The following is a 23,784-nucleotide window of genomic DNA, read 5'->3' as shown; positions in this document are numbered from 1 at the left end:
ATTGATTACTAAAAAACAGATTATGCAAATAATTAAAAGTATTCAGAATAGGATTTATGAAATCCGGGGAGAAAGGGTAATGCTCGACTTTGATCTGGCATCGCTTTATGAAGTTGAAACAAAAGTATTAAATCAAGCAGTAAAACGAAATATCAAGCGCTTTCCCGATGATTTTATGTTTCAGTTAACTTCTGCAGAGTTTGAAAGTATAAAATTTCAAATAGAAGCGATCAATCAGGGTGCATCATCACAAATTGTGATAAAAAATCAACCCAACTTGAAGTCACAAATTGTGACTTCAAGTTGGGGCGGCACCAGAAAGCTCCCTTATGCCTTTACAGAGCAGGGAGTAGCCATGCTAAGCGGTGTTGTAAATAGCGACAAAGCCATTAACATGAACATTGCCATCATGAGGGCTTTTGTTGATGTTCGTAAAATTTTACTAAAACAAAGTAATCTTAACGAACAATTAACAGAAATTAAGGAACGGATTGGTGAACATGATGTTCAGCTCAACGAACTTTATGATGCAATGGAAAATTTGATAGATGAGAAAATTGCTCAAATAAAGTGGAACGACAGAGAAAGAATTGGGTTTAAAATTAAAAAATAGTAGAACCGCAAAAACATAACTATGGAAACTGCACAAGAAACAATACAACAAAACGAGGCGAAAGCAGAAACCTCAAAAACCTTATTCAAAGGAACGGGCTCGCAGGTTTTGTTGAATGGATTAATTGAAGAAGGTGTTACCACCATTTTCGGTTATCCAGGTGGAGCAATCATGCCTATTTATGATGCTCTTTATGATTATGCCGATAAATTAGAACATATCTTGGTCCGCCATGAGCAAGGCGGGATTCATGCTGCTCAGGGCTTTGCAAGAGCAAGCGGCGAAGTTGGTGTTGTTTTCGCAACCAGCGGACCAGGCGCAACCAACTTGGTTACAGGTTTAGCAGATGCACAAATTGATAGCACCCCTTTGGTTTGTATCACCGGACAGGTTTTCGCCCACTTATTGGGTACGGATGCTTTTCAGGAAACCGATGTGATCAACATTACCACTCCGGTTACCAAATGGAACTACCAGGTAACTGATGCCAAAGAAATCCAAGAGGTATTGGCCAAAGCTTTTTACATCGCTAAAAGCGGCAGACCGGGTCCTGTTTTAATCGACATTACCAAAAATGCACAAATACAGATTGAGGAATTTCCTGAATATGTAAAATGTAACCATATCCGCAGTTATCGCCCGAAACCTAAAGTTAGGATCGAATATATTGAGCAAGCAGCCGAATTGATCAATTCAGCAAAAAAACCATTTGTATTGTTTGGTCAAGGTGTTGTTTTAGGCAAAGCTGAAGAAGAATTTAAAGCATTTATTGATAAAAGTGGAATTCCTGCGGCATGGACAATCATGGGCGAAGGCGCCATTCCTACATCACATCCGCTAAATGTGGGTATGCTGGGTATGCATGGTAATTACGGGCCAAATGTTTTAACCAATGAGGCGGATGTAATTATTGCCATCGGAATGCGTTTCGATGATCGCGTAACCGGCCGATTGGATAAATATGCAAAACAGGCTAAAGTAGTTCATTTAGATATAGATCCTGCCGAAATTGATAAAAACGTAAAAGCTGATGTTGGTGTTTGGGGCGATTGTAAAGAAACACTTCCATTATTAACAAAATTGATCAATGAGAATAAACATGAAGATTGGTTAGCGGTCTTCAGAGATTACAATCAACAAGAAATCGATCAGGTTATTACGCCAGAACTTTATCCCGAAGGCGATGAAATAACCATGGGTGAAGTATTGCGTAACATCAATGAAATTTGTGGAGGCGAAGCCATCATCGTTACCGATGTAGGTCAGCACCAAATGGTTGCCTGCCGTTATGCGAAATTTAACAATACCCGTAGCAACATTACCTCTGGTGGTTTAGGCACAATGGGCTTTGGTTTACCCGCTGCAATTGGTGCTAAATATGGCGCTCCTGATAAAACTGTTATTGCCATAATCGGTGATGGTGGTTTCCAGATGACTCCGCAAGAATTAGGAACAATTATGCAGTTTGGCGCTGAAGTAAAAATCCTGATTTTGAACAACCGTTTTTTAGGTATGGTTCGCCAATGGCAGCAATTATTTAACGACAAGCGTTATTCATTCGTAAACATCACCAGTCCTGATTTCGTTGCCTTAGCAAAATCTTACTACATCGAAGCAGATAAAGTTGATGCCCGTGAAAACCTGAAAACAGCATTAGAAACCATGATTAACCACAAAGGTGCTTACTTATTAGAAATAATGGTTGGTAGAGAAAATAATGTTTTCCCGATGGTTCCACAAGGAATGAGCGTAAGTGAAATCAGGTTGAAGTAAGTAGAATCTAGCGTAATCGTCATCTCGACTGTAGCCGCGGCGAAACGGAGAGATCTTTCTTTAAAAACAGATTTCTCCACAAGGTCGAAATGACGAACAGATAAAAAAGAAATTATCATGAGTACTGAAAATACAATAAAACACACAATAGATCAGACCGACATCGACGGAAAACAGGAATATACCATTACGGTGTATGCCGAAAACCGTATCGGCTTACTTAACAGGATAGCGATTATTTTCTCGAAAAGAAAAATCAATATCGAAAGTTTAAATACTTCTCCCTCAGAAATTGATGGGATACACCGTTTCAACATCGTCATCCACGAAGGTTATGAAGTGGTGAGAAAGCTTGCACGCCAGATCGAAAAGCAGATCGAGGTATTGAAAGTTTATTTCAACACCAACGAAGAAATTATCTGGCAAGAACTAGCGCTTTACAAAGTTTCAACAGATGAAATCGCAGAGAAAGTAACCGTAGAGCGTTTGTTACGTCAATATGGTGCCAGTGCGGTTGTGATCCGAAAAGATTATACTGTTTTTGCAGTAACCGGTCACCGCGAAGAGACTGACGCTTTGGTAAAAGCTTTAGAACCTTACGAATTGATTGAATTTGTACGTTCGGCAAGAGTAGCCATCATCAAAGATAGTGCTGGTTTCCACGAAAAACTGAAAGAATTCGAAGCCTTCGAACCAGGTGAAGAATTGGTGGAGAACGAATTTTTAGAAAAAGGCGGGAAAATTTTCACGATGTAAATAACAACAAATCCGTCATTGCGAGGAGGAACGACGAAGCAATCTTTTAAAAAAAATCAAAACTGATTGCTTCGGTTCACACAAGTCCGGCTTCGCAATGATGAAAAAACAAGAATATGAAATGTAATAAAGTGATACCGATTTTAAGAATATTCGATTACCATAAGGCGATTGAATTTTACGTAAACTGGTTGGGCTTTAAAATAGACTGGGAGCATACTTTTGAAGAAAATACCCCGGTTTATATGCAGATTTCGCTAGGTGGTATTGAATTACATTTAAGCGAACACCATGGAGATTGTTCTCCAGGCGCACATATTCATATTGACTGTTCAGGCTTGAAAACGTTCCATAAAGAAATAATAGATAAAAAGTACAAATACAACAGGCCGGGTTTGGAGAAAACTTTTTATGGAACCTGGGCCGTAACGGTAAACGATCCGTTCTTTAACAAGATTACTTTTAACGAAGAACTAAGTGAGGCTGAAAGCTCAGAGACTAAAAACCAAAGCGAAAACACAAATTAAGACAGAAGCGACATGAACCAGGTATTTGAATTTATAATCAACTCACGCAAGGCATTTATTCAGTTAATCGATAGCTTAACCATCGAAGAATTGAATAAAATTCCCGATGGCTATAACAATAACATCATCTGGAATTTCGGGCATATTGTAGTGAGTACACAAACACTTTGTTATGTCCGTACCGGTGTATTACAAGATGCAGCTTCGGTAAAATTTAACGAGTATTATAAAAAAGATACAAAGCCAACTTACACGGTAACAGAAGAAGAAGTAGCAGAATTGAAAGCGATCGCATTAGAAAGCATTGAAAAAATAAAAGAAGATTATGCGAACGGAAAATTTTCGAACATCACTCCTTTTACAACAGCAACTTATGGCGTGCAATTAAACAGCATAAAAGAAATACTGATTACGACCATCGGTCATGATAACGTACATTATGGCTATGCATGGGCACTGAAAAAGTATATGTGAAATGGATGATGGAAGACGGCAAATGGATAAATAATCTGTGGAATCTCCCCGTGCATGTAATCAACCCGAAGGAAAAACGGACGATGTAAGACGGCAAATGGATGAGACGATAAATCTGTGAAATCACCTCATCTGTGTAATCAACCCGAAGGAAAAAAAGAATATATAACCCGATAATTAAATAGAAATTAACCAATAAAAAACAATGGCAAATTATTTTAACACATTACCTCTTAGAGAAAAATTAAACCAATTAGGTGTTTGCGACTTCATGGACAGTTCTGAATTTTTGGATGGCGTTAGCGCATTAAAAGGCAAAAAACTGGTAATTGTAGGTTGTGGCGCTCAAGGCTTAAACCAAGGTTTAAATTTAAGAGATAGTGGTTTAGATGTAAGCTACACTTTACGTAAGGAAGCAATTGAAGGCAAACGCGATTCGTGGAAAAACGCAACTGAAAACAATTTTACAGTTGGCACTTACGAAGAGTTAATTCCAAATGCAGATGTAGTAATTAACCTTACTCCTGATAAACAACATACCGCTGTTGTAAATGCAATTATGCCTTTGATGAAAGAAGGTGCTACTTTGTTATATTCACACGGTTTTAACATTGTTGAAGAAGGTATGCAGATCCGTAAAGATTTAACCGTTATTATGGTTGCACCTAAATGCCCGGGCAGTGAAGTTAGAGCAGAATATGTTCGTGGTTTTGGAGTACCTACCTTAATCGCAGTTCACCCTGAAAACGATCCACAAGGAAAAGGATTGGCACAGGCAAAAGCATATTGCGCGGGTACTGGTGGTCACAGGGCAGGTGTATTAAAATCATCTTTCGTAGCTGAGGTAAAATCAGATTTAATGGGCGAGCAAACCATTCTTTGTGGTTTACTGCAAACTGGTTCTATCCTATCTTTCAACAAAATGGTAGAAAAAGGAATCGATGCAGGTTATGCTTCTAAATTGGTTCAATATGGTGTTGAAGTAATTACCGAAGCTTTGAAACAAGGTGGTATTACAGCCATGTTGGATAGATTAAGCAATGTAGCTAAAATCAAAGCTTTCGAAATTTCTGAAGAATTGAAAGATATTATGCGTCCATTGTTTCAAAAACACCAGGATGACATTATGAGTGGCGAATTTAGCCGCACCATGATGGAAGATTGGGCAAATGGCGATAAAAACTTATTAAAATGGAGAGCTGAAACTGGCGAAACTGCCTTCGAAAAAACGCCTGCTGGTGATGTAAAAATCGGCGAGCAAGAATATTTCGACAACTACACTTTAATGGTTGCTTTTGTTCGTGCTGGTGTTGAATTGGCCTTCGAAACCATGGTACAGGCAGGTATTAAACCAGAATCGGCATACTACGAATCGTTACACGAAACACCACTTATTGCCAATACCATTGCCCGTAAGAAATTGTTCGAAATGAATCGTGTAATTTCTGATACCGCTGAGTATGGTTGTTACTTGTTCGATCAGGCTTGTAAACCACTTTTAGGCGATTTCATGAAAAAAGTGGATACTGATTTAGTTGGTAAAAACTTTAACGAAGGTAAAGATGGCGCTGTTGATAACAGAAAATTAATTGATATCAACGAGGCGATCCGTTCTCACGAAGTAGAACAAATTGGCGCTACATTGCGTAAGGCAATGACGGCAATGAAAGCGATTAAAACAGCATAACCTCATACCTAAATCCCCTCTCCTAAAAGAGAGGGGATTTAGGAAAGGTCTTATAAAAAATAATAATTACAAACTTAAATTCCCCCTTTAGGGGGCTAGGGGGTTAAAATGTCAAAAACATTAGTAGAAAAAATTTGGGATGCTCACGTTGTAAAAAGTGAAGAAGGATTTCCTGATATTTTATACATTGATACACACTTAATACACGAGGTAACCTCGCCGCAGGCTTTTGATGGCTTGCGCAAAAGAGGCTTACCGGTTTTACGTCCGAAACAAACCGTTGCAACTGCAGATCATAATGTACCCACATTAAATCAGTTGTTGCCGATTAAAGAAGAGCTTTCGCGCTATCAGGTAGATATGCTCACCAAAAACTGTGCAGAATTCGGAGTAGAACTATACGGCTTAGGGCATCCTTTCCAGGGCATTGTGCATGTAATCGGTCCTGAGCTAGGCATTACCTTACCCGGTAAAACAATGGTTTGCGGCGATAGCCATACCTCTACCCATGGTGCTTTTGGTGCCATTGCATTTGGTATCGGTACTTCGCAGGTAGAGCAGGTTTTCGCCACGCAATGTTTATTGCAATCGAAACCTAAAACCATGAAAATCGAGGTAAACGGAGAACTTGGACAAGGTGTTGGTGCAAAAGACATTATCTTATACATTATTGCCAAAATTTCTGCCGCTGGCGGTACGGGTTATTTTATAGAATATGCAGGTTCGGCAATCGAGGCTTTAAGTATGGAAGCCCGTATGACGATCTGTAACATGAGTATCGAAATGGGTGCACGTGGTGGATTAATAGCACCAGATCAAACCACTTTCGAGTATATCAAAGGAAGAGAATTTGCTCCTGCCGGTGAAGAATGGGATAAAGCTTTAGCCTATTGGAAAACATTGTATAGCGATGCTGATGCCAAATTTGATAGTGTGTTAACTTTCGATGCCGCAGATATCGCCCCAATGATTACCTATGGTACAAACCCGGGAATGGGAATGGGTATTCAGGAATATATTCCTGCAACTGGTGCACAACCGGAAAAAGAAAAACTTTCTTATCAGAAAGCATTAGATTATATGGGTTTTGATGATGATTCGTCGTTGATCGGAAAACCGGTTGATTATGTGTTCATCGGAAGCTGTACCAACTCACGAATTGAAGATTTACGTGAAGTTGCCGATTTTGTAAAGGATAAACGCAAAGCAGATAATGTTACCGTTTGGATCGTTCCAGGATCAAAACAAGTAGAACAACAAGCTAAAAACGAAGGTTTAGACAAGATTTTTGAAGCCGCTGGTTTTCAGCTTCGCGAACCGGGTTGTAGTGCCTGTTTAGGGATGAATGAAGATAAAATTCCCGCTGGTAAATACTGTGTATCTACATCAAACAGAAATTTTGAAGGTAGACAAGGTCAAAACGCCCGTACATTATTGGCCAGCCCACTTACCGCAGCAGCAGCAGCAGTAACCGGAAAAATTACTGATGTAAGGGATTTGTTAGAGAAAGTTTAACCCCTAAATCCCCTAAAGGGGACATAACATGATGGAGAAAAACACAACCAATACACAGCCAAAAGCGCCCTATAGGGACGTGGGGGTCTTAGAAGTTGCCATATTAAATGTAAAACCTGGATTATCCACTGATTTTGAAAACGCTTTTAGCGAAGCACAAAAAATCATTTCTGCCATGCAAGGTTACATTTCGCATCAGCTTCAAAAATGTATGGAAGTAGAAAACAAATATATCCTGTTGGTAAACTGGAAAACACTGGAGGCACATACCGAAGGTTTTAGGGAATCGGCAGAATACCAGGATTGGAAAAAGTTGTTACATCACTTTTATGACCCTTTTCCAACAGTCGAACACTTTACCAAAGTACAAGGTTGTGAGGCATAAGGTGGATAGTAAAAACATGGGAACAAAATTATCACCATTGAGTAAAAGACTAAAAAATAAAAGATAAAGAGTGGATTATAAGTCTTGCTACTTGTTACTCCTTACTTGATACTAATTGACATGAAAAAATTCACAAAATTAACATCGGCAGTAGTGCCTTTAAACATAGAGAATATCGATACCGACCAGATCATCCCTGCAAGGTTTCTAAAAGCAACCACACGTGAGGGTTTTGGCGAAAATTTATTCCGCGATTGGCGTTATGAAAACGATAACCAACCCAAAGCCGATTTTGTAATGAATAATCCAACATACAGTGGTCAGGTTTTGGTTGCAGGAAAAAACTTTGGTTGCGGAAGTAGTCGTGAGCATGCCGCATGGGCCATTCAGGATGCAGGTTTCGATGCCGTAATCAGCAGTTTTTTTGCCGATATTTTTAAAGGAAATGCGCTAAACAACGGTTTATTACCCATTCAGGTGAGTGAAGAATTCTTAGCCCAAATTTTTAAAGCAGTTGATCAAAATCCAAAATCGGCCTTAGAAGTTGATTTAGAAAATCAAACGGTAACGATTGTAGAAACCGGAGCGCAAGAATCTTTTGAGATCAACCCCTACAAAAAATCGTGTTTGATAAACGGTTATGATGATATCGACTTCATCTTAAACCAAAAACAATTAATTGAAGAGTTTGAGGAAGCTAAACGATAAAAATCGGTGTAATCACTTAATCAGTGTAATCACCCTGAAAGAAAAGATCGGTGTAATCATTCCGAAAGGAAAACAACAAAGAGAATTTCACTAGCATCCAAAAATTAAAATTACAGTAAAATAATGTTTAAGCCATTCGTTTACATACAACATTTAGATCTAAGTTACCATAACAAATTGGTGCTAAAGGATTTGTATTGGGAAATGAATATTACCGAAAATTATGTAATCGGTGGAGAAAGCGGAACAGGAAAAACATCTCTGGCAAAAGCGATTGCAGGTATAATTCCGGCCCAGGGAAGTATAGAAATCGACTTCGATGAACTGAGCAAACTTCCGAAAGAGGTCCTTTATGTTGAAAGCTGGTACCAGTTTAAAAATTTAGAAGGTGTTGCCAATTTTTATTATCAACAACGTTATACAAGTCAACAGGCCAAAGAAACTTTAACTGTTCATGCAGAACTGGTTAGCTATGGCAAAGAAAAAGGCCTTCATTTCGATCAGGTTGAACCGATTTTAGAAGCATTAGGTTTTGCCACATTTGCCAGTTCGCAATTAATCGAATTATCAAGTGGCGAACATAAAAAATTGCAACTGGTAAAAGCTTTATGGTTAAAACCACAATTGTTGATCATTGATCAACCATATACCGGTTTAGATGCGGCTTCGCGTAAAAACCTGAATATTTTGCTGGATCAGCTTGCCGAAGAAGGTGTTCAGTTGATTTTAATATGCAACGACACTGAGCTACCAACCTGTATCACATCATTTGCAGAAATAGTAGATGGCCAACTGGTAAAGGTTGCGACTTTAGAAAGTATTGCAAATGCAAAGATCCATTTAAAAGAGATTCCGGCATTCTTAAAAGAGTCGCCTGTTTATAGTTCGCAAAATATTGTTAAAATGCTTGATGTAAACATCAGCTATGGCGACAAACAAGTATTAAAAAATATCAACTGGGAAGTTAAAGCTGGAGAAAAATGGCTTTTACAAGGGCATAACGGTTCAGGAAAATCAACACTGTTGAGCCTGGTAAACGGCGATCATCCACAATCTTATGCCAACGAACTTTATTTATTCGGCAACAGACGTGGAAGCGGCGAAAGTATATGGGATATTAAACAGCATATCGGTTTAATATCGCCTGAGTTCCACTGGTATTTTGATGCGACGGCTACCGTTTGGCAAAGCATTGCCTCTGGCTTTTACGATACTGTAGGTTTGTTTCAACAGTTACCCTACACCAAAAGCACTCATGTTGATGAACTGGTAGAATATTTTGGATTAACCGAAAACAAAAATGAATTATTAACCGCACTTCCACTCGGTAAACAGCGATTGGCACTGTTAGCGCGGACCATTATAAAAAATCCGGAACTGCTAATTCTGGACGAACCCTGTCAGGGCTTAGACCAACAGCAAACACAACATTTTAACCAGTTGGTTGATGAACTGTGCAGCAACGGAATGACCCTAATTTATGTTGGCCATTTTGAATCGCAGCTGCCAACCTGCATAGAAAAAAGAATATTGTTAGAAAAAGGCGAAGTAAAAGTCGTCGAAAGTTTAAACGTAGAAATATTAAGCTGATGCAAAATTAACCACAAATTAAAAGGATGAACACAGATTTCAGACGGTTTGTAAGACCACAAATCATAACCTGAATTTAATCTGTGTCTATCTGTGAAAATCAGTGGCAAAAACTGCGAAGGCAAAAGAGAAGTCAACAATGAAGAAGAACATTTTAGTAATACCTGGAGATGGTATTGGACCCGAAGTGACCACTTGGGGAAAAGCAGCATTAGAAAAAATTGCCGAGATTTTTGGCCATGAGTTTGTGTTTGATGAAGCTTTAATGGGCCATGCAGCCATTGAAGTTACTGGCGAGCCTTTGCCAGATGAAACTTTAGAAAAAGCAAGACAAAGCGACGCCATCCTTTTTGGAGCAATCGGTCACGCCAAATACGATAACGACCCTAGTTTAAAAGTTAGACCAGAACAAGGTCTGCTAAAAATCCGCAAGGAATTGGGCTTATTTGCTAACCTCCGTCCGATATTACTATTTGATGAACTTCTTGAAGCCTCTAGCATCAAACCGGAAATTTTAAGAGGAACAGATATTTTATTTTTCCGTGAATTAACCGGCGATGTATACTTCGGAGAAAAAACACGTTCTGAAGACCGTAATACAGCTTCTGATTTGATGATTTATCACCGTTACGAAGTAGAACGTATTGCCCACAAAGCCTATCAGGCGGCACAACAACGTAACAAAAAATTGTGTTCGGTAGATAAAGCAAATGTTTTAGAAAGCTCCCGTTTATGGCGCGAAACTGTTCAGGAAATTGCAAAACAATATCCTGATGTAGAAACCGAGCACATGTTTATCGATAATGCAGCCATGCAGCTGATCAAAAACCCAAAAAAATTCGACGTGGTGTTAACCGCCAATTTATTTGGAGATATTTTAACCGATGAGGCTTCGCAGATTGCAGGTTCGATGGGTATGCTGGCTTCAGCATCTGTAGGCGAAAGTACAGGTTTCTTCGAGCCGATCCATGGTTCTGCCCACGATATTACAGGCAAAGATTTAGCTAACCCACTAGCCTCTATCCTATCGGCAGCTTTAATGTTAGAAATAGGATTCGGACTAAAAGAAGAAGCTAAATTAGTGGTTGATACCGTAGACCAGGTACTGAAAGAAGGTTTCAGAACACACGATATTGCTGACCAAAATACAAACCGATTCAAAGTTTTAGGCACAGCCGAAATGGGCAAATTGGTAATTAAATTCTTATCCCAAAAATTAATCACTTCCTAAACTTAAGATTATGATTCACGACCCAAACAAAGTTTATATTTTCGACACGACATTGCGTGACGGGGAGCAGGTTCCAGGCTGCCAGTTAGATACAAACCAAAAAGTAGAAATCGCTAAATCACTCGAACTCTTAGGTGTTGATGTGATTGAAGCAGGTTTCCCGGTATCTAGCCCAGGAGATTTTAACAGCGTGATTGAGTTATCAAAAGCAGTTACCAATCCTATTATCTGCGCTTTAACCCGTGCAAATAAAAATGATATCGATGTTGCCGCAGATGCTTTACGTTATGCTAAAAGACCGCGTATCCACACCGGAATTGGCTCATCTGATTTCCATATTAAACATAAATTTAACAGTACCCGTGAAGATATTTTAGAACGCGCTGTTGATGCCGTAAAATATGCTAAAAAATATGTGGAGGATGTTGAATTCTACGCAGAAGATGCTGGCCGCGCCGACATCGAGTTTTTAGCCAAAATGATCGAAGCGGTAATTGCTGCCGGTGCAACTGTAGTTAATATCCCTGATACAAACGGTTATTGTTTGCCAGATCAATACGGATCGAAAATCCTATTTTTAAAAGAAAACGTAAAAAATATCGACCAGGCCATTATCTCTGTGCACTGTCACAACGATTTGGGCTTGGCTACAGCAAATTCGATTGCCGGTTTACAAAATGGTGCCCGCCAGGTAGAATGTACCATTAATGGTATTGGTGAGCGTGCAGGTAATACCTCAATGGAAGAAGTCGTCATGATTTTGAAAACGCACAAGATTTTGGGCTTAAACACCCAAATTGATGCTACCCGTTTTTACGAAATGAGCCATATGGTGAGAAACCAGATGAACATGCCTGTACAACCTAATAAAGCAATTGTTGGTGGAAATGCATTTTCACACAGTTCAGGTATTCACCAGGATGGTTTCTTAAAAAACCGTGAGAACTACGAAATTATTAAACCTGAAGATGTTGGTTTTCCTGATGCTACTATTGTACTAACAGCAAGAAGTGGCCGCCATGCCTTAAAACACCATTTAGAGCGTTTAGGTCATAAATTGGAAAAAGACCATTTAGATATTGTTTACAAAAAATTCCTGGTTTTAGCCGATAGCAAACAAGGCATTAACGACCACGATTTAAACCAATTGGTTGCTTTGCATTTAGCCTAATACGCTTAGGGTTTAGTGTTAAGCGGTTAGCATTTTAATTCAACGCACTAGCTTATTTTTAAACCTGATCCGATAGCTATCGGATGGAATGGACATGAAGTGCAATTTGTGCCAATTTTATATCGGCAGCGGAATAAAATGTAAAGCAGGACCGCTCCACCGATGGAACGCCAAACCCTGCTTTACAAAAAACAAAGAGAAGATCAGTTTAGCTACTAAATACTCGATACTTAGCACGCTAAACCGGCTCTCTACTTGATACTTAAAAAAATGAACACTACAACACCGAATACGCTAGATTTTCAATCTGCATCACAACGATTAAAGGGCGTGGTAAAACGCACCCCTTTGGAATTTAATGCCGGACTTTCTGCACATTACAATGCCAATATTTATTTAAAAAGGGAAGACCTTCAGATTGTACGTTCTTACAAATTGCGTGGTGCCTACAATAAAATTAGCTCATTACCTCAGGATGCATTAATTAATGGTGTAGTTTGTGCAAGTGCAGGTAACCATGCGCAGGGTGTAGCGTATTCGTGTAAAAAACTTGGTATTAAAGGAGTTATTTTTATGCCCGAAATTACGCCTAAACAAAAGGTGAAACAAACTTATATGTTTGGCGGCGACAGTGTAGAAGTAATTTTAGTGGGCGATACTTTCGACGATTGTTTGAAAGAAGCCCTTGCTTACAGCGCTGAAAAATCGGCCACCTTTATTCCACCGTTCGATGATGAAAAAGTAATTGAAGGACAAGCAACGGTTGGTGTAGAGATTTACGAAGATCTTCCTGATTTGGATATGGTGGTAATGCCTGTTGGCGGTGGCGGTTTGGCATCAGGCGTAAGTGCCTATATGAAAACCGTTAAACCTGATGTAAAATTAGTTGGTGTTGAACCACTGGGCGCACCATCGATGGTTACGGCGATGGAATATGGCGGTCCATTTACTTTAGAAGAGATAGACCGTTTTGTAGATGGTGCTGCTGTAAAAAGAATTGGGCACATCACTTACGAATATTGCAAAGAGCTTCTCGATCAGATGCACTTAATCCCTGAAGGAAAAATATGTACAACTATCCTAAAACTCTATAACGAAGATGCAATTGTGGTTGAACCTGCTGGGGCACTCTCTGTGGCTGCATTAGATCAGCTGAGAGACCAGATTGCAGGCAAAACAGTAGTTTGTATTGTTAGCGGTGGAAATAACGACATAGAGCGTATGCAGGAGATTAAAGAGAAATCTTTGCTTTTCGAAGGCTTGAAACATTATTTCATTGTACGTTTCCCACAACGACCAGGTGCTTTAAAGTTATTTGTGAATGAGGTATTAGGTCCGCAGGATGATATTACCCGTTTTGAGTTTATTAAAAAAACGAACAAAGAAAACGGCCCGGCATTGGTGGGGATTGAACTTTCAAACAAAAACGATTATGCGAGTTTATTGCAGCGCATGAAAGATTTTAAATTCGAAATCATCGAGTTAAACCAGGATCAGACTTTGTTTGAATATTTGGTTTAGCATTTAACCGCTAAGTTTTATACTATCGTCATGCTGAATTTATTTCAGCATCTTTCTAGCGTGAAATACCCTGAAATAAATTCAGGGTGACGTAAAAATAAGAAAATAAAAAAAATGAATTTCAAAGACTTAAACCACAAAACATTAATTTCTGACAGCGATATCGACTGGGAAGATTTAGGTGCAGGCGTTAAACGCAAGATTATGGCTTACGATGACAACCTGATGCTGGTTAAAGTAGCTTTTGAAAAAGATGCCATCGGTACCATTCATAACCATCCTCATTTACAAATGAGTTATGTAGCGAAAGGCAGTTTTGAAGTGAGCATGGGAGATGATAAAAAAATACTAAATGAGGGCGATGTTTTCTTTGCCCCAACCAATGTATTTCATGGTGTACTTTGCTTAGAATCCGGATTGTTGATCGATATTTTTAATCCGCATAGGGGAGATTTTTTGAAATAAGACTGAGGTCGGGAGTCGGGAAGTTAGGCATATATTATTTGGGTATATATTAATAAATGCCGTCATTTCGAGCGGAGCAACGCAGTCGAGAAATCTATCTCGAGGCAGATCTCTCCGCTCCACTGCGTTCCGGTCGAGATGACGACACTATGTGAAGATCGCCCTAAACCTTACACCTTAAACCCTCCACCTTAAGCCTTAATTAAAGGTAAACTTCACATTCTTATAACCCAAGCCTTCTATAATTGGTTTAAGCACCGTTGTAGCATTGGTTTTGGTCTGCGATAATATACTCGATTTATTAACTTCGGCAGTCACCTGTCTTTCGGCTGCTTTATAGGCTTCGTCTACCAAACTCGCCTCGCGGAAGAAAGCCATTTTTGTATCGTAAACCCGGGAGTTTTTATGGTCGATTTTCACATAACAAATTTCGGGCTGTGGTAAATTTACTACAGCGGTGTCCGCATCAATATCAATATCTGCTCTGGTAATTTTTGTTAAGTCGATACAACCTACTGCTTCGGCCTTAACAATCAGTAAAACACTCGCTTCAGGTAAAAAATCGGTTTTATTTTTATGTTCCAAAACATCACTGATCTGGTACCTCACCAGCTCTAATTTGCCAATGGCTTCAATTTTCTCCACCAGAAGCTGATGTTTGCTTTCTACAGAGGTATTGATACTAAACTTTTTGGAGATAAATAAGTAGCCTGCAACGATTAAAATTAACCAGGGCAAAAGGCGGAAAAAGAGCTTCATATCTAATAAAAATTGGATGCTAACAGTTGTGTATTTAATCTGTTGCACAATAATTAATCCATAAATCATGCATTTTATTTTTTTGGCAGCAGATTTGTAATAGCAATATCATACACACAAATAAAACACTAATCAACATGAAAAAACTTACCATCTTAATGCTTTGCATTGTCACACTAGGTCTGGCATCTTGCAAAAAAGAAACTGTCTATCAAGAATTAAGAGCCAAAACTTATAATTTCACGATTAACTCAAATGAATGGGTGCGCAACGCCAATGGGAGTTATTCTGTAAGTAAGCCGTTAGCTGCTATTGATGGAGTAACATTAGATGACGAAGGTGTTCTAGTTTATTTTGAGCACCCTAGTGATCCAAATGGTGATATCCAATTACCTTATACATTCAATTACAACGCTTTTAGCTATAAAGTTTCCAATGGAGGTTTAAGGTTTGATGTTCAAGACACCAATAATTTAACAGCTACAGTTCCACCGAACTATAATACTTTAGTAAAGGTTGTTATTATTCCATCTGATTACGCTGGAAATTAAACCCAGGATATTTTAAAACTATAAAACGACTAATGTTCAATTGAACATGGTCGTTTTTTTTATGTGCTAATTTTCCCACATTAAAAAGTCGCGGATGTAAACATGTTGTATCCCTTGATATATTAAAAAGTTATATTTATAACTTTTTAATAATAATACAAAAGTTATAACTACAATTAAAACTCTAAAAAATGACTAATATTCAACTGAACGTGGTCATTTTTTTTATGTTCTCCTCTGTTCAATTGTAAGGCACGGATATTCACGCCATTTCTTTCTAAAAGCAATTCGTCGTAAAAACCTTTGTAGTATACGTCTTTTACTTCAAAACGTCTGCTGCTCCAGTTGCTGTTGATTTCGGCCCATTCGGGATAAAATACCACGGATTCTTTTTGTGTTTTTAACCCGATTTTTTCGGCATCAGTTTTCGATAAAACCACGGCATTGCCTAAAATCTGAGCCGTATAAATGTGTTTGGGATGCTGATAAATTTCGGATGGTTTTCCCGTTTGTAACAATTCTCCGTTTTTCAGAATGAGCAACTGATCAGCCAGGAATAAACCATCGGCAGGATCATGAGAAACCAAAATTACAGTAACACCCGTTTCTGACGCGACCCGCTTAATATCAGCGCGCAGTTGGTTCTTCAATAAGGCATCAACCTGACTAAAAGGTTCATCCAACAATAAAACCTGCGTATCGGCAACCATTGCTTTAGCTATGGCCACACGCTGCTGCTCCCCCCCACTCAGTTCAATGATTTTTTTATTTTGAAGTGGCAAAATCCGAAGGTGCTCCATGATCTGAAGCGTTTTTTCGGCTTTGGTTTTAAGATCGGTATTCGATAGCTGTGAGGCAATATTATCATACACTTTCGCATATATATTCAGCGAAAAGTCTTGCGTAACCATTTTCATCTGTTTGTGGCCTGGTATCAATTGCTCGTCTGGACCTTTAACCCGCTGATCTTCGAAAAAGATTTCGCCTTCATCAGTTTTCAATAGCCCGTAAATGGATTTCAACAGGGTCGATTTCCCACTGCCACTCTCGCCAATAATGGCTACTACATCGCCCCTTTTGATTTCGAAACTTACATTTTTAATGCCTCCGGCCTGTTCTGCCTGATATTGTTTGGTTAAATTTTTAACGCTGATTAGGGTATTGCTCACGCGGTAAAGATAAGAAAAAGGTAGAGGGTTTTGAGGTGGAAGGTTTAGGGTAAAGAGGGAAAACTAAAAAATCCTGTTTCGCCTAACCGAAACAGGATCTGTTTTATTGTGTGTTAACCTCTCTGTCCTTCGGACATCTCTCCTAAAGGAGAGACATAATCAGTCTATTTAATTGATATGGCTTAGTTTAGTCCGAAAGTAAGCCCGAAGCTCATATTTTTTAAACCAGCTTGCTGAGCGGTGGTAAACATATCGTTGAAGTAATATTTGGTAAACAAACCGATGCCGCCATAACCAAATCTAATGGTACCTCCATAACGAACCGATTGGAAGTGGTAACTGTCATATTGTTTTTCTTTACCACGCTCCTCACTCACTTGTTTAATTTTTCCGTTTAACAAAAAGCTCACCTCCGGACCTAAAACCAGGTAAAATCTTTTGCTGTTTTTGTTTTCGCCAGTGCGGAATTCAAAGTTCAATGGAATATGCACATAACTGCTCGAGAAACGGTTTTTAGAGAAATGCACAGGTGCCTGATCAGTGTATGCAAATTCGCTCGAGTTTTTAGCGATAGTGATATCTTTTCTTAAGCGGATTAAGGTCCAGTCAAATCCACCGGCAACATACACCTTAAAATTAGAATTGAAACGATAGCCCAATTGCAAGATATCAAAAGAAAATGTACTGGTTTTACCGCCTTTATAATCTAAGAAATCGTTATTAGGAGATAAATTAAAACTTCCATTGTCGATTAACCTGGAGAAACCCCAATCAACCCTGGTAAAAGTAATTCCACCTACGAAACGGCCTTTTCTTGCTGAATCAGCTGATTTGGATTTGATCATGATGCCATGACCTTCGCTGTAATCCATTTTCTTTTTGGTACTATCCTGTTGCGCAAAAGCACTAGGAGCCATAACACCGGCAAGTCCGCTTACCAAAAGTGTTGTATAAATTAGCCGTTTCATATCTATGTGTGTTTTTTTGAGTTATTGAATGAGTGATTGGTTTTAATGTTGTAATCCTAAAATCTGTAAATCCTGATCAACCCTAGGAGTGAATGATTTAATGTTGTGTACTGATAATTGCCGACTGAAAACTGTTATTTTTTGCGTTTCCCTATTTTAAACGGGCCGATATTGATGGATGATAAAGAAGAATCATCATCATCGGTACGGAACTGGATCAGTTTATCTTTTCTTTTGTCCATTTTGTTAACGATCAGGTTTACCACATCGCCAACATTACGGATACCTTTATTGCTTTGTTCATTGTCGTTAACAGGCTCGTCTATTTTAACAGCTGTAGGGTTAGCAACAATTACAGTTTCCTCCTTTGGTTGCAGAATGGCCTCTTCAATTTTTGTTTTAATATCTTTTTTAGGCTCCTCAACTTTAGCCAATACAGCTTCCTGTTTTTGCATTTCAGGTGCGGTAACGATGCGCTGTTTTTCTACAGGTTTAATAAGCTCTTGTTTAACCTTTGTTTTAGCAACAGCGCTTACCGATTTACGTTGAACCGGCAAAACTGGTGTTATATTTTCAACTGGTTCAACTATTTTAGTAACAGTATCTTTAACAATTGGAGCCTGCACTACTGGCTTGGTTGTTTCAATGGTATTACTGGCCAATTGTTTGCCTTCGCTGCTGGTATTTTGTTGTTGATAAACCAATATCCCTATGGTAGCGATCAATAATACAGCTGCTGCCGATAACCAATAAATTGGTATGATCCTTTTTTTCTTAGGGGTTATTTCGCTTTCAATATTGCTCCATAAATCTCTCGAAGGTGTTACTTCTGCATCAGCAAAAGCATCCTTAAACAATTGATCAAAATCCTTATCCCGTATAGGTTGCATAACCAAATCCCTCCATTTTTATAATTTCTTCTTTTAATATTGCTCTTGCTCTCGATAGCTGCGATTTACTCGCGCCTTCTGAGATGCCAAGCGTTTCTCCAATTTCCTTGTGCGAATAACCTTCTATTACATACATGTTAAAAACCATACGGTAACCATCTGCCAGTTTTTGGATTACTTTCATCAAATCCTGCATGCCTAAAGTACCAAAATCAAATCCGGTTGATGGTTGTTCATAAGCTTCATCTATCTCCACCACATTTAAGCTGCGTAAATTTTTACGGTAACTTTCAATGGCAGTATTCACCATAACCCTTCTAATCCAGCCTTCGAAAGAACCATCCCCCCTATACTCTTTTATTTTTTGAAAGATTTTGATGTAGCCCATCTGCAATACATCTTCTGCCTCCATCCTATCCTTGGCGTAGCGCATACAAACGGCTAACATTTTCGATGCAGTTTGCTTATAAAGCAGCTCTTGCATCTTCCGGTCGCCAGCTTTGCAGCCTTCCATCAAATCGTTTATCGTATAGCTTCGCGTCAATTTCATTGTGTGTTTGTATATAGAAGATGGGCAATCACAAACAATGGTTGCATGGGGAGTAAAAAAAAGTTAAATAAAATTAAAATTATCCCTATATTAATTGATTATCAACAAGATATAGTTTAAATAAATTTCAAGAAAGATATAGATTTTTTATTTGAAAATGAACATGCCGCATTTCATCGGGAGCAGCAGTCCCGCTATTCGCTACTTCCGATGAAGAATCGGAATCGCTGCTATCGGGTTTATAAACCAGGAACAGTTTAAAAATAAAAAAAACCTCGTAGGTTTCGAAAACCTACGAGGTTTGAAATGGAATGAGCTTTATCTCTCTAAACCTTCCGCCTTACTACCTTCTACCTTCCCTCCTTTTTCACCTTAAACAATTTGAAATCCTGTTTATAGGTTAAGAAAAACGAATGGTTAAACTGAAGTTGTTTATCGGTATTGTCTAAATCGATATGCGGTTCGAAACGCACATCAAGGTATAAATGTGGAATTAATTCTTTTTGGTAAGCATAACGTAACGAAACAATGTTTCTGGCACTTTGCTTCAACCCCTGACTGTACAGGTTATCAGATACCGATTCGTACAGCGGCATACCTTTAATCGAAATAAAGTTATTGCCTTTCCAGTAAGAGGCCACCAAACTTCCCCATTTACTTTCTACACCAGCATTTAACCATAAACCGAAGCCACCTTCAAATGCTTTTCTTTTATCAGGAGACAAATCTTTGTAAACGGCAATATAGTTATCGGTATATACCTGTTTAATATTACCACTAATATCTTTATGTAACTTTATACCTGTTGCGCCATTAAACATGGTCGTAATTGGAATTTCCTTAAGTACATCAATTTGTCCCCCCTGATGAAAAGCCAAAAACTGTGCAGGAATACTTAATTTCCAGTCATCGTTTTTTATTAAAAAACTTTCTGTTGATAAACCACCAATAATTTCTTCTTTAGCGGGGTCGCCTTTATAAATCATTTTCTGCCAGGCAATCCAGGCATCCAAAGTAAATTTCTTACGCTCCACCAATAATTGCGTGCCATATTCGATCGGCGTAGTGATGGTCCTTTCGAAGTCGTATAAAGGCTCGATATATTTATGCTGAATATTACCCTCTAAACTTCCAAAAATCAGGGTGAGGTTTCTTTTATGGTATTTTACGCTGAATAAAGGTTTCGCATCAGAAATCCCATTTCTGCCAAAATCCTTTCTAATAAATGCCCCTGCTGTAATGGCCAGATTAGGATGCGCATAATACACAATTTGAGGTTGCAACTGCGTACCGTACAAAGTATAACCATCGTGAAAATCGTTTGTATACTCGTAATTACGAACATAGTTTAAATTGTAAAAATTAAAGTGGACCTCGTTGGTTAAACTGCTATCAGGTCGGATCCGGTTTTCAAAAGCCGATTGGTTAAACTGGGCCGAAGCAAAATAAGCACTAAAAAGAAAGGGTATTAAGAGTAAGGCCTTTTTCAGACCTGTAGTTGTAAACATGCGCTTTGATTTTATCGCCCAAATTTAGGATAGTTTTTTATTAAATTATCAACTATCGGGTATCAAGTATCAGGAAGCTGATGCAAGTTTACGAAAAGGAAACAAAGTTAATATGGGTTGACCACTAAGGCACAAAGAACACAAAGTTTTTGTAGGGATTCTGATTGCAAGTATTTTTTTTGGTGCCTCCGTGGCTTTGTGGTTCCAAGGCTATTCGCCACGCTTTTTTCGATAGTTTTTATACAATTTAACTGCAATCATAATCGCCATGGCAACGCCCATTATACCAATTAAGCCATAAATCCAGTTGATCGCATTTTTAAGAATCACCACAAACACAATGGCAATCATAAAAATGGTAGCCAGCTCGCGCCATAACCTCAACTGAAAGCTTGTTAGCTTGTATTGATTGTTTTTAAGCTGTTTAACGATGTTTTGGCAAACGAAATGATAGATAAGCAATCCAACCACAAAACCAAGCTTAACACACATCCAATCCATTTGTAGTAAAAAAGGATGTAGGGTAAGCATAGAAGCCCCTGCCAAAACAGAAATAATCATTGCCGGAGTTGCAATAATTTTCCATAAAGTAGCTTCCATTTTAACAAACTGTTTCTGGAGGATACCCTTTTCAGGTTCAGGTTTATCGTTTGCTTCGGTATGGTAAATAAAAAGACTCAGAATATAAAACAGTCCTGCCATCCAGCTGATTACAAATACAATGTGTACTGCAAGGAAATAGAAGTAAAATGGCTCTAAGGTTTCTATCATTATTTAATTTTATTCAAGATATAGGTATCAATCCAATTTGGGATATCGGTAAGTTGTAGATCTAATATCCCATCACAAATTTCGCCAACATAATTCTGTGTTTCAGAATTGTCCCAAAGATAAGTTTGATCCACCTTTTTAAGCATATCAATTAATAAATCCATTGTCAAAAAATAGCGCTTCTCAATCTTTTCTGCATCAACCACATGTCCTCCTTTCAAAACCCGATCCTTTACGCGTTCTACATTCATCTTTGGTGTCTCTGTACCAATAAAATAAAGATATACCTTATAATTATTAAGATGAGCAAAATCAATAAGATCCAATTTTGAGGGGTGTGAAAATACCGTTTCGAAGCTAAATGACTTTTTAGTCTCAATTAATGAGTATCGAATAAAGTCAGCGATAATGGCAAAATGATAAGAATTATAAATTATTGAGCCAGATATGGCTTTAACAATAACATTTTCTCTAACAGCCAAGTTCCAAGTTTTTTTGTTAAATCCAGCTTTTATGAAAAGTCCATTTTTAAAGCAAAACGATTCAAAATCTTCATTAGTAGCGTTGATTTCAAAATTAGATAAGTTTAAAAAATTCTTCTTCGTAAATTCTTCTTCCAATAAATCTGCATTAACAAAAATCCGGGTCGAGAAATAGCTTGATTTTATAGAATCAAACAAAGTAGTTTTACCAGAACCATTTGGTCCTGCAAAAATCCTTAATTTGGGCTTTTTGGGCATTAAAAAAGCTTAATTCTCTTTACAGAAACTCTTCTTCTTTTAAAATTACCTTCTGCTATCTTAACAACATCACCATTATTAAATGTTCTATAAACGCCATCTGCTTTCACTTCAGTTCTACCTAAATTTAAAGCATCAACAACCCTTAGAACATCTTCCATCTTCTTATTAACTGCTTTAATTAATTGTTTAATTGGCAGCTTATCCTCATCATTTAACGATTTAACAGTCATGCTATTTGAGTTATAAAGCTAATATACAAAAATCAAATGATTCAGTTAATATCTAAACTCCTTCACTACGTCAATAGCATACTTCACGTTATCGAAAGGGATATCAGGCATTATACCATGACCTAAATTGAAGATAAATCCTTCAGTACCGCGCATGCGTTCGAATAATTTATGAATCTGTGCTTTAATTACTGCTTTATCGGCATATAAAATATGTGGATCTAAATTCCCCTGAACAGCAATACCTTGTGGCAAAGCATTTTTAATATTCAATAAATCGGCATTCCAATCCACTGAAATTACATCTGGTTTGGCTTCTGCCATAATCGGTGCAAAAACAGAACTTCCTTTACAGAAAGAAATCACAGGAATATCTTTTCTATTTAGGTTGGCAATAATTTCCTGAATATAACGGTGAGAAAACTCCTGATAATCGTTCCACGATAAAGCCAGTGCCCAACTGTCGAAAATTTGAACCGCATTAACACCAGCAGCAATCTGAAGATTCAGATAATCGGCCGTTACTTTTGCAATTTTAGCTAAAAGTTTGTGTGCCAGTTCTGGCTGATTGTGTATAAAAAGCTTGGTTAATTTGAAATCTTTAGAGGAACCGCCTTCAATTAAATAACTCATTACGGTAAAGGGTGCACCTGCAAAACCGATCAATGGGATTCTGCAATCCAACCGTTGCTGAATCACTTTAATCGCATCAGCAACGTACTGCAATTCGTCCAGACAGTCGACATTTAAGTTTTCGATATCCTGGGCATTACGTACCGGGTTGGCAAACTTAGGGCCAACACCTTGTGTAAAACTCAAATCGCCACCCATGGCCTCGCCAGTTACCAAAATATCACAGAATAAAATCGCGGCATCAATATCCAACAAATCAACAGGTAACATGGTCACATCAGCAGCAATTTCGGGAGTTTTACACATCTCTAAAAAAGAGTATTTGTTTTTAATTTCCCAATATTGTGGCATAAAACGACCTGCCTGACGCATCATCCATACTGGCGGGCGTTCGGTTTGTTTTGAAAATGCAGCGTCTAAAAATAAATTATTCTTCATGATTTGTATTTGGTGTCCTTTGTTCAACGTCCCCCTGATCCGATAGCTATCGAATTTAGTTCAGGGTCTTAATAGCAAAAAAGATGCTGAAACAAGTTCAGCATGACGAGTGGGCTAAAATTTTAATTCCGCAAAGGTATAAATAAAAAAAAAACGAA

25 protein-coding genes are annotated in these 23,784 nt (G+C 38.3%); 15 read left to right on the top strand and 10 right to left on the bottom strand.

Annotated features, from left to right (window positions below; translation table 11 throughout):
• Positions 1 to 22: 22 nt before the first annotated feature.
• From R2S57_RS20255 to R2S57_RS20190, 14 genes are all read left to right on the top strand, one after another.
• Complete coding sequence (locus tag R2S57_RS20255; protein WP_316846760.1) at positions 23 to 613, top strand: ORF6N domain-containing protein; 591 nt, start codon at positions 23 to 25, stop codon at positions 611 to 613.
• A gap of 21 nt (positions 614 to 634) precedes the next feature.
• A complete protein-coding gene (gene ilvB, locus R2S57_RS20250) occupies positions 635 to 2,386 on the top strand; it encodes a biosynthetic-type acetolactate synthase large subunit (RefSeq protein ID WP_316846759.1) in 1,752 nt (583 codons plus the stop codon).
• A 117-nt stretch (positions 2,387 to 2,503) separates the two neighbouring features.
• Complete coding sequence (ilvN, locus tag R2S57_RS20245) at positions 2,504 to 3,142, top strand: acetolactate synthase small subunit (protein WP_316846758.1); 639 nt, start codon at positions 2,504 to 2,506, stop codon at positions 3,140 to 3,142.
• A 116-nt stretch (positions 3,143 to 3,258) separates the two neighbouring features.
• Positions 3,259 to 3,669 carry a glyoxalase superfamily protein gene (locus tag R2S57_RS20240; RefSeq protein WP_316846757.1) on the top strand — a complete coding sequence of 137 codons (411 nt, stop codon included), beginning with the start codon at positions 3,259 to 3,261 and terminating at the stop codon, positions 3,667 to 3,669.
• 12 nt (positions 3,670 to 3,681) lie between these two features.
• Positions 3,682 to 4,143, top strand: a complete 462-nt coding sequence (locus tag R2S57_RS20235) for a DinB family protein (RefSeq protein WP_316846756.1) — start codon at positions 3,682 to 3,684, stop codon at positions 4,141 to 4,143.
• 205 nt (positions 4,144 to 4,348) lie between these two features.
• On the top strand, positions 4,349 to 5,830 hold the full coding sequence (gene ilvC, locus R2S57_RS20230; RefSeq protein ID WP_316846755.1) for a ketol-acid reductoisomerase: 1,482 nt from the start codon (positions 4,349 to 4,351) through the stop codon (positions 5,828 to 5,830).
• Positions 5,831 to 5,938: 108 nt separating this feature from the next.
• The gene (leuC, locus tag R2S57_RS20225; RefSeq protein WP_316846754.1) at positions 5,939 to 7,345 is read left to right on the top strand and encodes a 3-isopropylmalate dehydratase large subunit; all 1,407 of its coding nucleotides are present in this window, start codon (positions 5,939 to 5,941) and stop codon (positions 7,343 to 7,345) included.
• A gap of 28 nt (positions 7,346 to 7,373) precedes the next feature.
• Entirely contained in the window at positions 7,374 to 7,730 is a 357-nt protein-coding gene (locus R2S57_RS20220) for an antibiotic biosynthesis monooxygenase (protein ID WP_316846753.1), read from the top strand.
• 120 nt (positions 7,731 to 7,850) lie between these two features.
• Positions 7,851 to 8,438, top strand: a complete 588-nt coding sequence (leuD, locus tag R2S57_RS20215; protein WP_316846752.1) for a 3-isopropylmalate dehydratase small subunit — start codon at positions 7,851 to 7,853, stop codon at positions 8,436 to 8,438.
• A gap of 123 nt (positions 8,439 to 8,561) precedes the next feature.
• Positions 8,562 to 10,028 carry an ATP-binding cassette domain-containing protein gene (locus R2S57_RS20210; RefSeq protein ID WP_316846751.1) on the top strand — a complete coding sequence of 489 codons (1,467 nt, stop codon included), beginning with the start codon at positions 8,562 to 8,564 and terminating at the stop codon, positions 10,026 to 10,028.
• A 139-nt stretch (positions 10,029 to 10,167) separates the two neighbouring features.
• Positions 10,168 to 11,259 carry a 3-isopropylmalate dehydrogenase gene (gene leuB, locus R2S57_RS20205; RefSeq protein WP_316846750.1) on the top strand — a complete coding sequence of 364 codons (1,092 nt, stop codon included), beginning with the start codon at positions 10,168 to 10,170 and terminating at the stop codon, positions 11,257 to 11,259.
• Positions 11,260 to 11,269: 10 nt separating this feature from the next.
• Positions 11,270 to 12,430, top strand: a complete 1,161-nt coding sequence (locus R2S57_RS20200) for a 2-isopropylmalate synthase (protein ID WP_316846749.1) — start codon at positions 11,270 to 11,272, stop codon at positions 12,428 to 12,430.
• A 270-nt stretch (positions 12,431 to 12,700) separates the two neighbouring features.
• Entirely contained in the window at positions 12,701 to 13,951 is a 1,251-nt protein-coding gene (ilvA, locus tag R2S57_RS20195; protein WP_316846748.1) for a threonine ammonia-lyase IlvA, read from the top strand.
• A gap of 114 nt (positions 13,952 to 14,065) precedes the next feature.
• A complete protein-coding gene (locus tag R2S57_RS20190) occupies positions 14,066 to 14,416 on the top strand; it encodes a cupin domain-containing protein (protein WP_316846747.1) in 351 nt (116 codons plus the stop codon).
• A gap of 198 nt (positions 14,417 to 14,614) precedes the next feature.
• On the opposite strand, the gene R2S57_RS20185 is transcribed toward R2S57_RS20190, so the two are convergent.
• The gene (locus R2S57_RS20185) at positions 14,615 to 15,244 is read right to left on the bottom strand and encodes a DUF4230 domain-containing protein (protein WP_316846746.1); all 630 of its coding nucleotides are present in this window, start codon (positions 15,242 to 15,244) and stop codon (positions 14,615 to 14,617) included.
• Between the two features lie 68 nt (positions 15,245 to 15,312).
• On the opposite strand from R2S57_RS20185, the gene R2S57_RS20180 reads away from it, so the two are divergent.
• Positions 15,313 to 15,726 (top strand): hypothetical protein, encoded by a 414-nt coding sequence (locus R2S57_RS20180; protein ID WP_316846745.1) that lies wholly within the window; start codon positions 15,313 to 15,315, stop codon positions 15,724 to 15,726.
• Between the two features lie 176 nt (positions 15,727 to 15,902).
• Here R2S57_RS20180 and R2S57_RS20175 read toward each other — a convergent pair whose 3' ends face one another.
• The 9 genes from R2S57_RS20175 to hemE form a co-directional block, all read right to left on the bottom strand.
• The gene (locus R2S57_RS20175) at positions 15,903 to 16,895 is read right to left on the bottom strand and encodes an ABC transporter ATP-binding protein (protein WP_316846744.1); all 993 of its coding nucleotides are present in this window, start codon (positions 16,893 to 16,895) and stop codon (positions 15,903 to 15,905) included.
• Between the two features lie 182 nt (positions 16,896 to 17,077).
• Positions 17,078 to 17,863 carry an outer membrane beta-barrel protein gene (locus tag R2S57_RS20170; RefSeq protein ID WP_316846743.1) on the bottom strand — a complete coding sequence of 262 codons (786 nt, stop codon included), beginning with the start codon at positions 17,861 to 17,863 and terminating at the stop codon, positions 17,078 to 17,080.
• Between the two features lie 134 nt (positions 17,864 to 17,997).
• Positions 17,998 to 18,753 (bottom strand): hypothetical protein, encoded by a 756-nt coding sequence (locus R2S57_RS20165; RefSeq protein WP_316846742.1) that lies wholly within the window; start codon positions 18,751 to 18,753, stop codon positions 17,998 to 18,000.
• Positions 18,734 to 19,303, bottom strand: coding sequence for an RNA polymerase sigma factor (locus tag R2S57_RS20160; RefSeq protein ID WP_025146912.1), 570 nt, complete (start codon positions 19,301 to 19,303; stop codon positions 18,734 to 18,736). Before R2S57_RS20160 ends, R2S57_RS20165 begins: the two co-directional genes overlap by 20 nt.
• 350 nt (positions 19,304 to 19,653) lie before the next feature.
• Positions 19,654 to 20,811: a hypothetical protein gene (locus R2S57_RS20155; protein WP_316846741.1), complete on the bottom strand. Its 1,158-nt coding sequence runs from the start codon at positions 20,809 to 20,811 to the stop codon at positions 19,654 to 19,656.
• 210 nt (positions 20,812 to 21,021) lie between these two features.
• Positions 21,022 to 21,582: a CopD family protein gene (locus R2S57_RS20150; protein WP_316846740.1), complete on the bottom strand. Its 561-nt coding sequence runs from the start codon at positions 21,580 to 21,582 to the stop codon at positions 21,022 to 21,024.
• Positions 21,582 to 22,322 carry a hypothetical protein gene (locus tag R2S57_RS20145; protein WP_316846739.1) on the bottom strand — a complete coding sequence of 247 codons (741 nt, stop codon included), beginning with the start codon at positions 22,320 to 22,322 and terminating at the stop codon, positions 21,582 to 21,584. Before R2S57_RS20145 ends, R2S57_RS20150 begins: the two co-directional genes overlap by 1 nt.
• Positions 22,322 to 22,555 carry a hypothetical protein gene (locus tag R2S57_RS20140; protein ID WP_316827888.1) on the bottom strand — a complete coding sequence of 78 codons (234 nt, stop codon included), beginning with the start codon at positions 22,553 to 22,555 and terminating at the stop codon, positions 22,322 to 22,324. The genes R2S57_RS20145 and R2S57_RS20140 overlap by 1 nt, the downstream gene beginning before the upstream one ends.
• Positions 22,556 to 22,600: 45 nt before the next feature.
• A complete protein-coding gene (gene hemE, locus R2S57_RS20135) occupies positions 22,601 to 23,626 on the bottom strand; it encodes a uroporphyrinogen decarboxylase (RefSeq protein WP_316846738.1) in 1,026 nt (341 codons plus the stop codon).
• Positions 23,627 to 23,784: the final 158 nt, after the last annotated feature.

It is taken from the genome of Pedobacter psychrodurus, assembly GCF_032678585.1.
Lineage (GTDB): Bacteria > Bacteroidota > Bacteroidia > Sphingobacteriales > Sphingobacteriaceae > Pedobacter > Pedobacter psychrodurus_A.
The sequence above is the reverse complement of the archived record's forward strand: the minus strand, read 5'-3'. Positions and strand labels throughout refer to the sequence as shown.

Excerpts from the sequence above, each read along its gene's own strand:
- R2S57_RS20145 (WP_316846739.1), bottom strand. The coding sequence starts at position 22,322 with ATGCCCAAAAAGCCCAAATTAAGGATTTTTGCAGGACCAAATGGTTCT.
- R2S57_RS20235 (WP_316846756.1), top strand. The coding sequence starts at position 3,682 with ATGAACCAGGTATTTGAATTTATAATCAACTCACGCAAGGCATTTATT.
- R2S57_RS20190 (WP_316846747.1), top strand. The coding sequence starts at position 14,066 with ATGAATTTCAAAGACTTAAACCACAAAACATTAATTTCTGACAGCGAT.
- leuD (WP_316846752.1), top strand. The coding sequence starts at position 7,851 with ATGAAAAAATTCACAAAATTAACATCGGCAGTAGTGCCTTTAAACATA.
- R2S57_RS20220 (WP_316846753.1), top strand. The coding sequence starts at position 7,374 with ATGATGGAGAAAAACACAACCAATACACAGCCAAAAGCGCCCTATAGG.
- R2S57_RS20155 (WP_316846741.1), bottom strand. The coding sequence starts at position 20,811 with ATGTTTACAACTACAGGTCTGAAAAAGGCCTTACTCTTAATACCCTTT.
- R2S57_RS20210 (WP_316846751.1), top strand. The coding sequence starts at position 8,562 with ATGTTTAAGCCATTCGTTTACATACAACATTTAGATCTAAGTTACCAT.
- leuC (WP_316846754.1), top strand. The coding sequence starts at position 5,939 with ATGTCAAAAACATTAGTAGAAAAAATTTGGGATGCTCACGTTGTAAAA.
- ilvN (WP_316846758.1), top strand. The coding sequence starts at position 2,504 with ATGAGTACTGAAAATACAATAAAACACACAATAGATCAGACCGACATC.
- R2S57_RS20160 (WP_025146912.1), bottom strand. The coding sequence starts at position 19,303 with ATGAAATTGACGCGAAGCTATACGATAAACGATTTGATGGAAGGCTGC.
- R2S57_RS20255 (WP_316846760.1), top strand. The coding sequence starts at position 23 with ATGCAAATAATTAAAAGTATTCAGAATAGGATTTATGAAATCCGGGGA.
- R2S57_RS20170 (WP_316846743.1), bottom strand. The coding sequence starts at position 17,863 with ATGAAACGGCTAATTTATACAACACTTTTGGTAAGCGGACTTGCCGGT.
- leuB (WP_316846750.1), top strand. The coding sequence starts at position 10,168 with ATGAAGAAGAACATTTTAGTAATACCTGGAGATGGTATTGGACCCGAA.
- R2S57_RS20150 (WP_316846740.1), bottom strand. The coding sequence starts at position 21,582 with ATGATAGAAACCTTAGAGCCATTTTACTTCTATTTCCTTGCAGTACAC.
- R2S57_RS20180 (WP_316846745.1), top strand. The coding sequence starts at position 15,313 with ATGAAAAAACTTACCATCTTAATGCTTTGCATTGTCACACTAGGTCTG.
- hemE (WP_316846738.1), bottom strand. The coding sequence starts at position 23,626 with ATGAAGAATAATTTATTTTTAGACGCTGCATTTTCAAAACAAACCGAA.
- R2S57_RS20140 (WP_316827888.1), bottom strand. The coding sequence starts at position 22,555 with ATGACTGTTAAATCGTTAAATGATGAGGATAAGCTGCCAATTAAACAA.
- ilvA (WP_316846748.1), top strand. The coding sequence starts at position 12,701 with ATGAACACTACAACACCGAATACGCTAGATTTTCAATCTGCATCACAA.
- ilvB (WP_316846759.1), top strand. The coding sequence starts at position 635 with ATGGAAACTGCACAAGAAACAATACAACAAAACGAGGCGAAAGCAGAA.
- R2S57_RS20200 (WP_316846749.1), top strand. The coding sequence starts at position 11,270 with ATGATTCACGACCCAAACAAAGTTTATATTTTCGACACGACATTGCGT.
- R2S57_RS20165 (WP_316846742.1), bottom strand. The coding sequence starts at position 18,753 with ATGCAACCTATACGGGATAAGGATTTTGATCAATTGTTTAAGGATGCT.
- R2S57_RS20185 (WP_316846746.1), bottom strand. The coding sequence starts at position 15,244 with ATGATTTATGGATTAATTATTGTGCAACAGATTAAATACACAACTGTT.
- R2S57_RS20240 (WP_316846757.1), top strand. The coding sequence starts at position 3,259 with ATGAAATGTAATAAAGTGATACCGATTTTAAGAATATTCGATTACCAT.
- ilvC (WP_316846755.1), top strand. The coding sequence starts at position 4,349 with ATGGCAAATTATTTTAACACATTACCTCTTAGAGAAAAATTAAACCAA.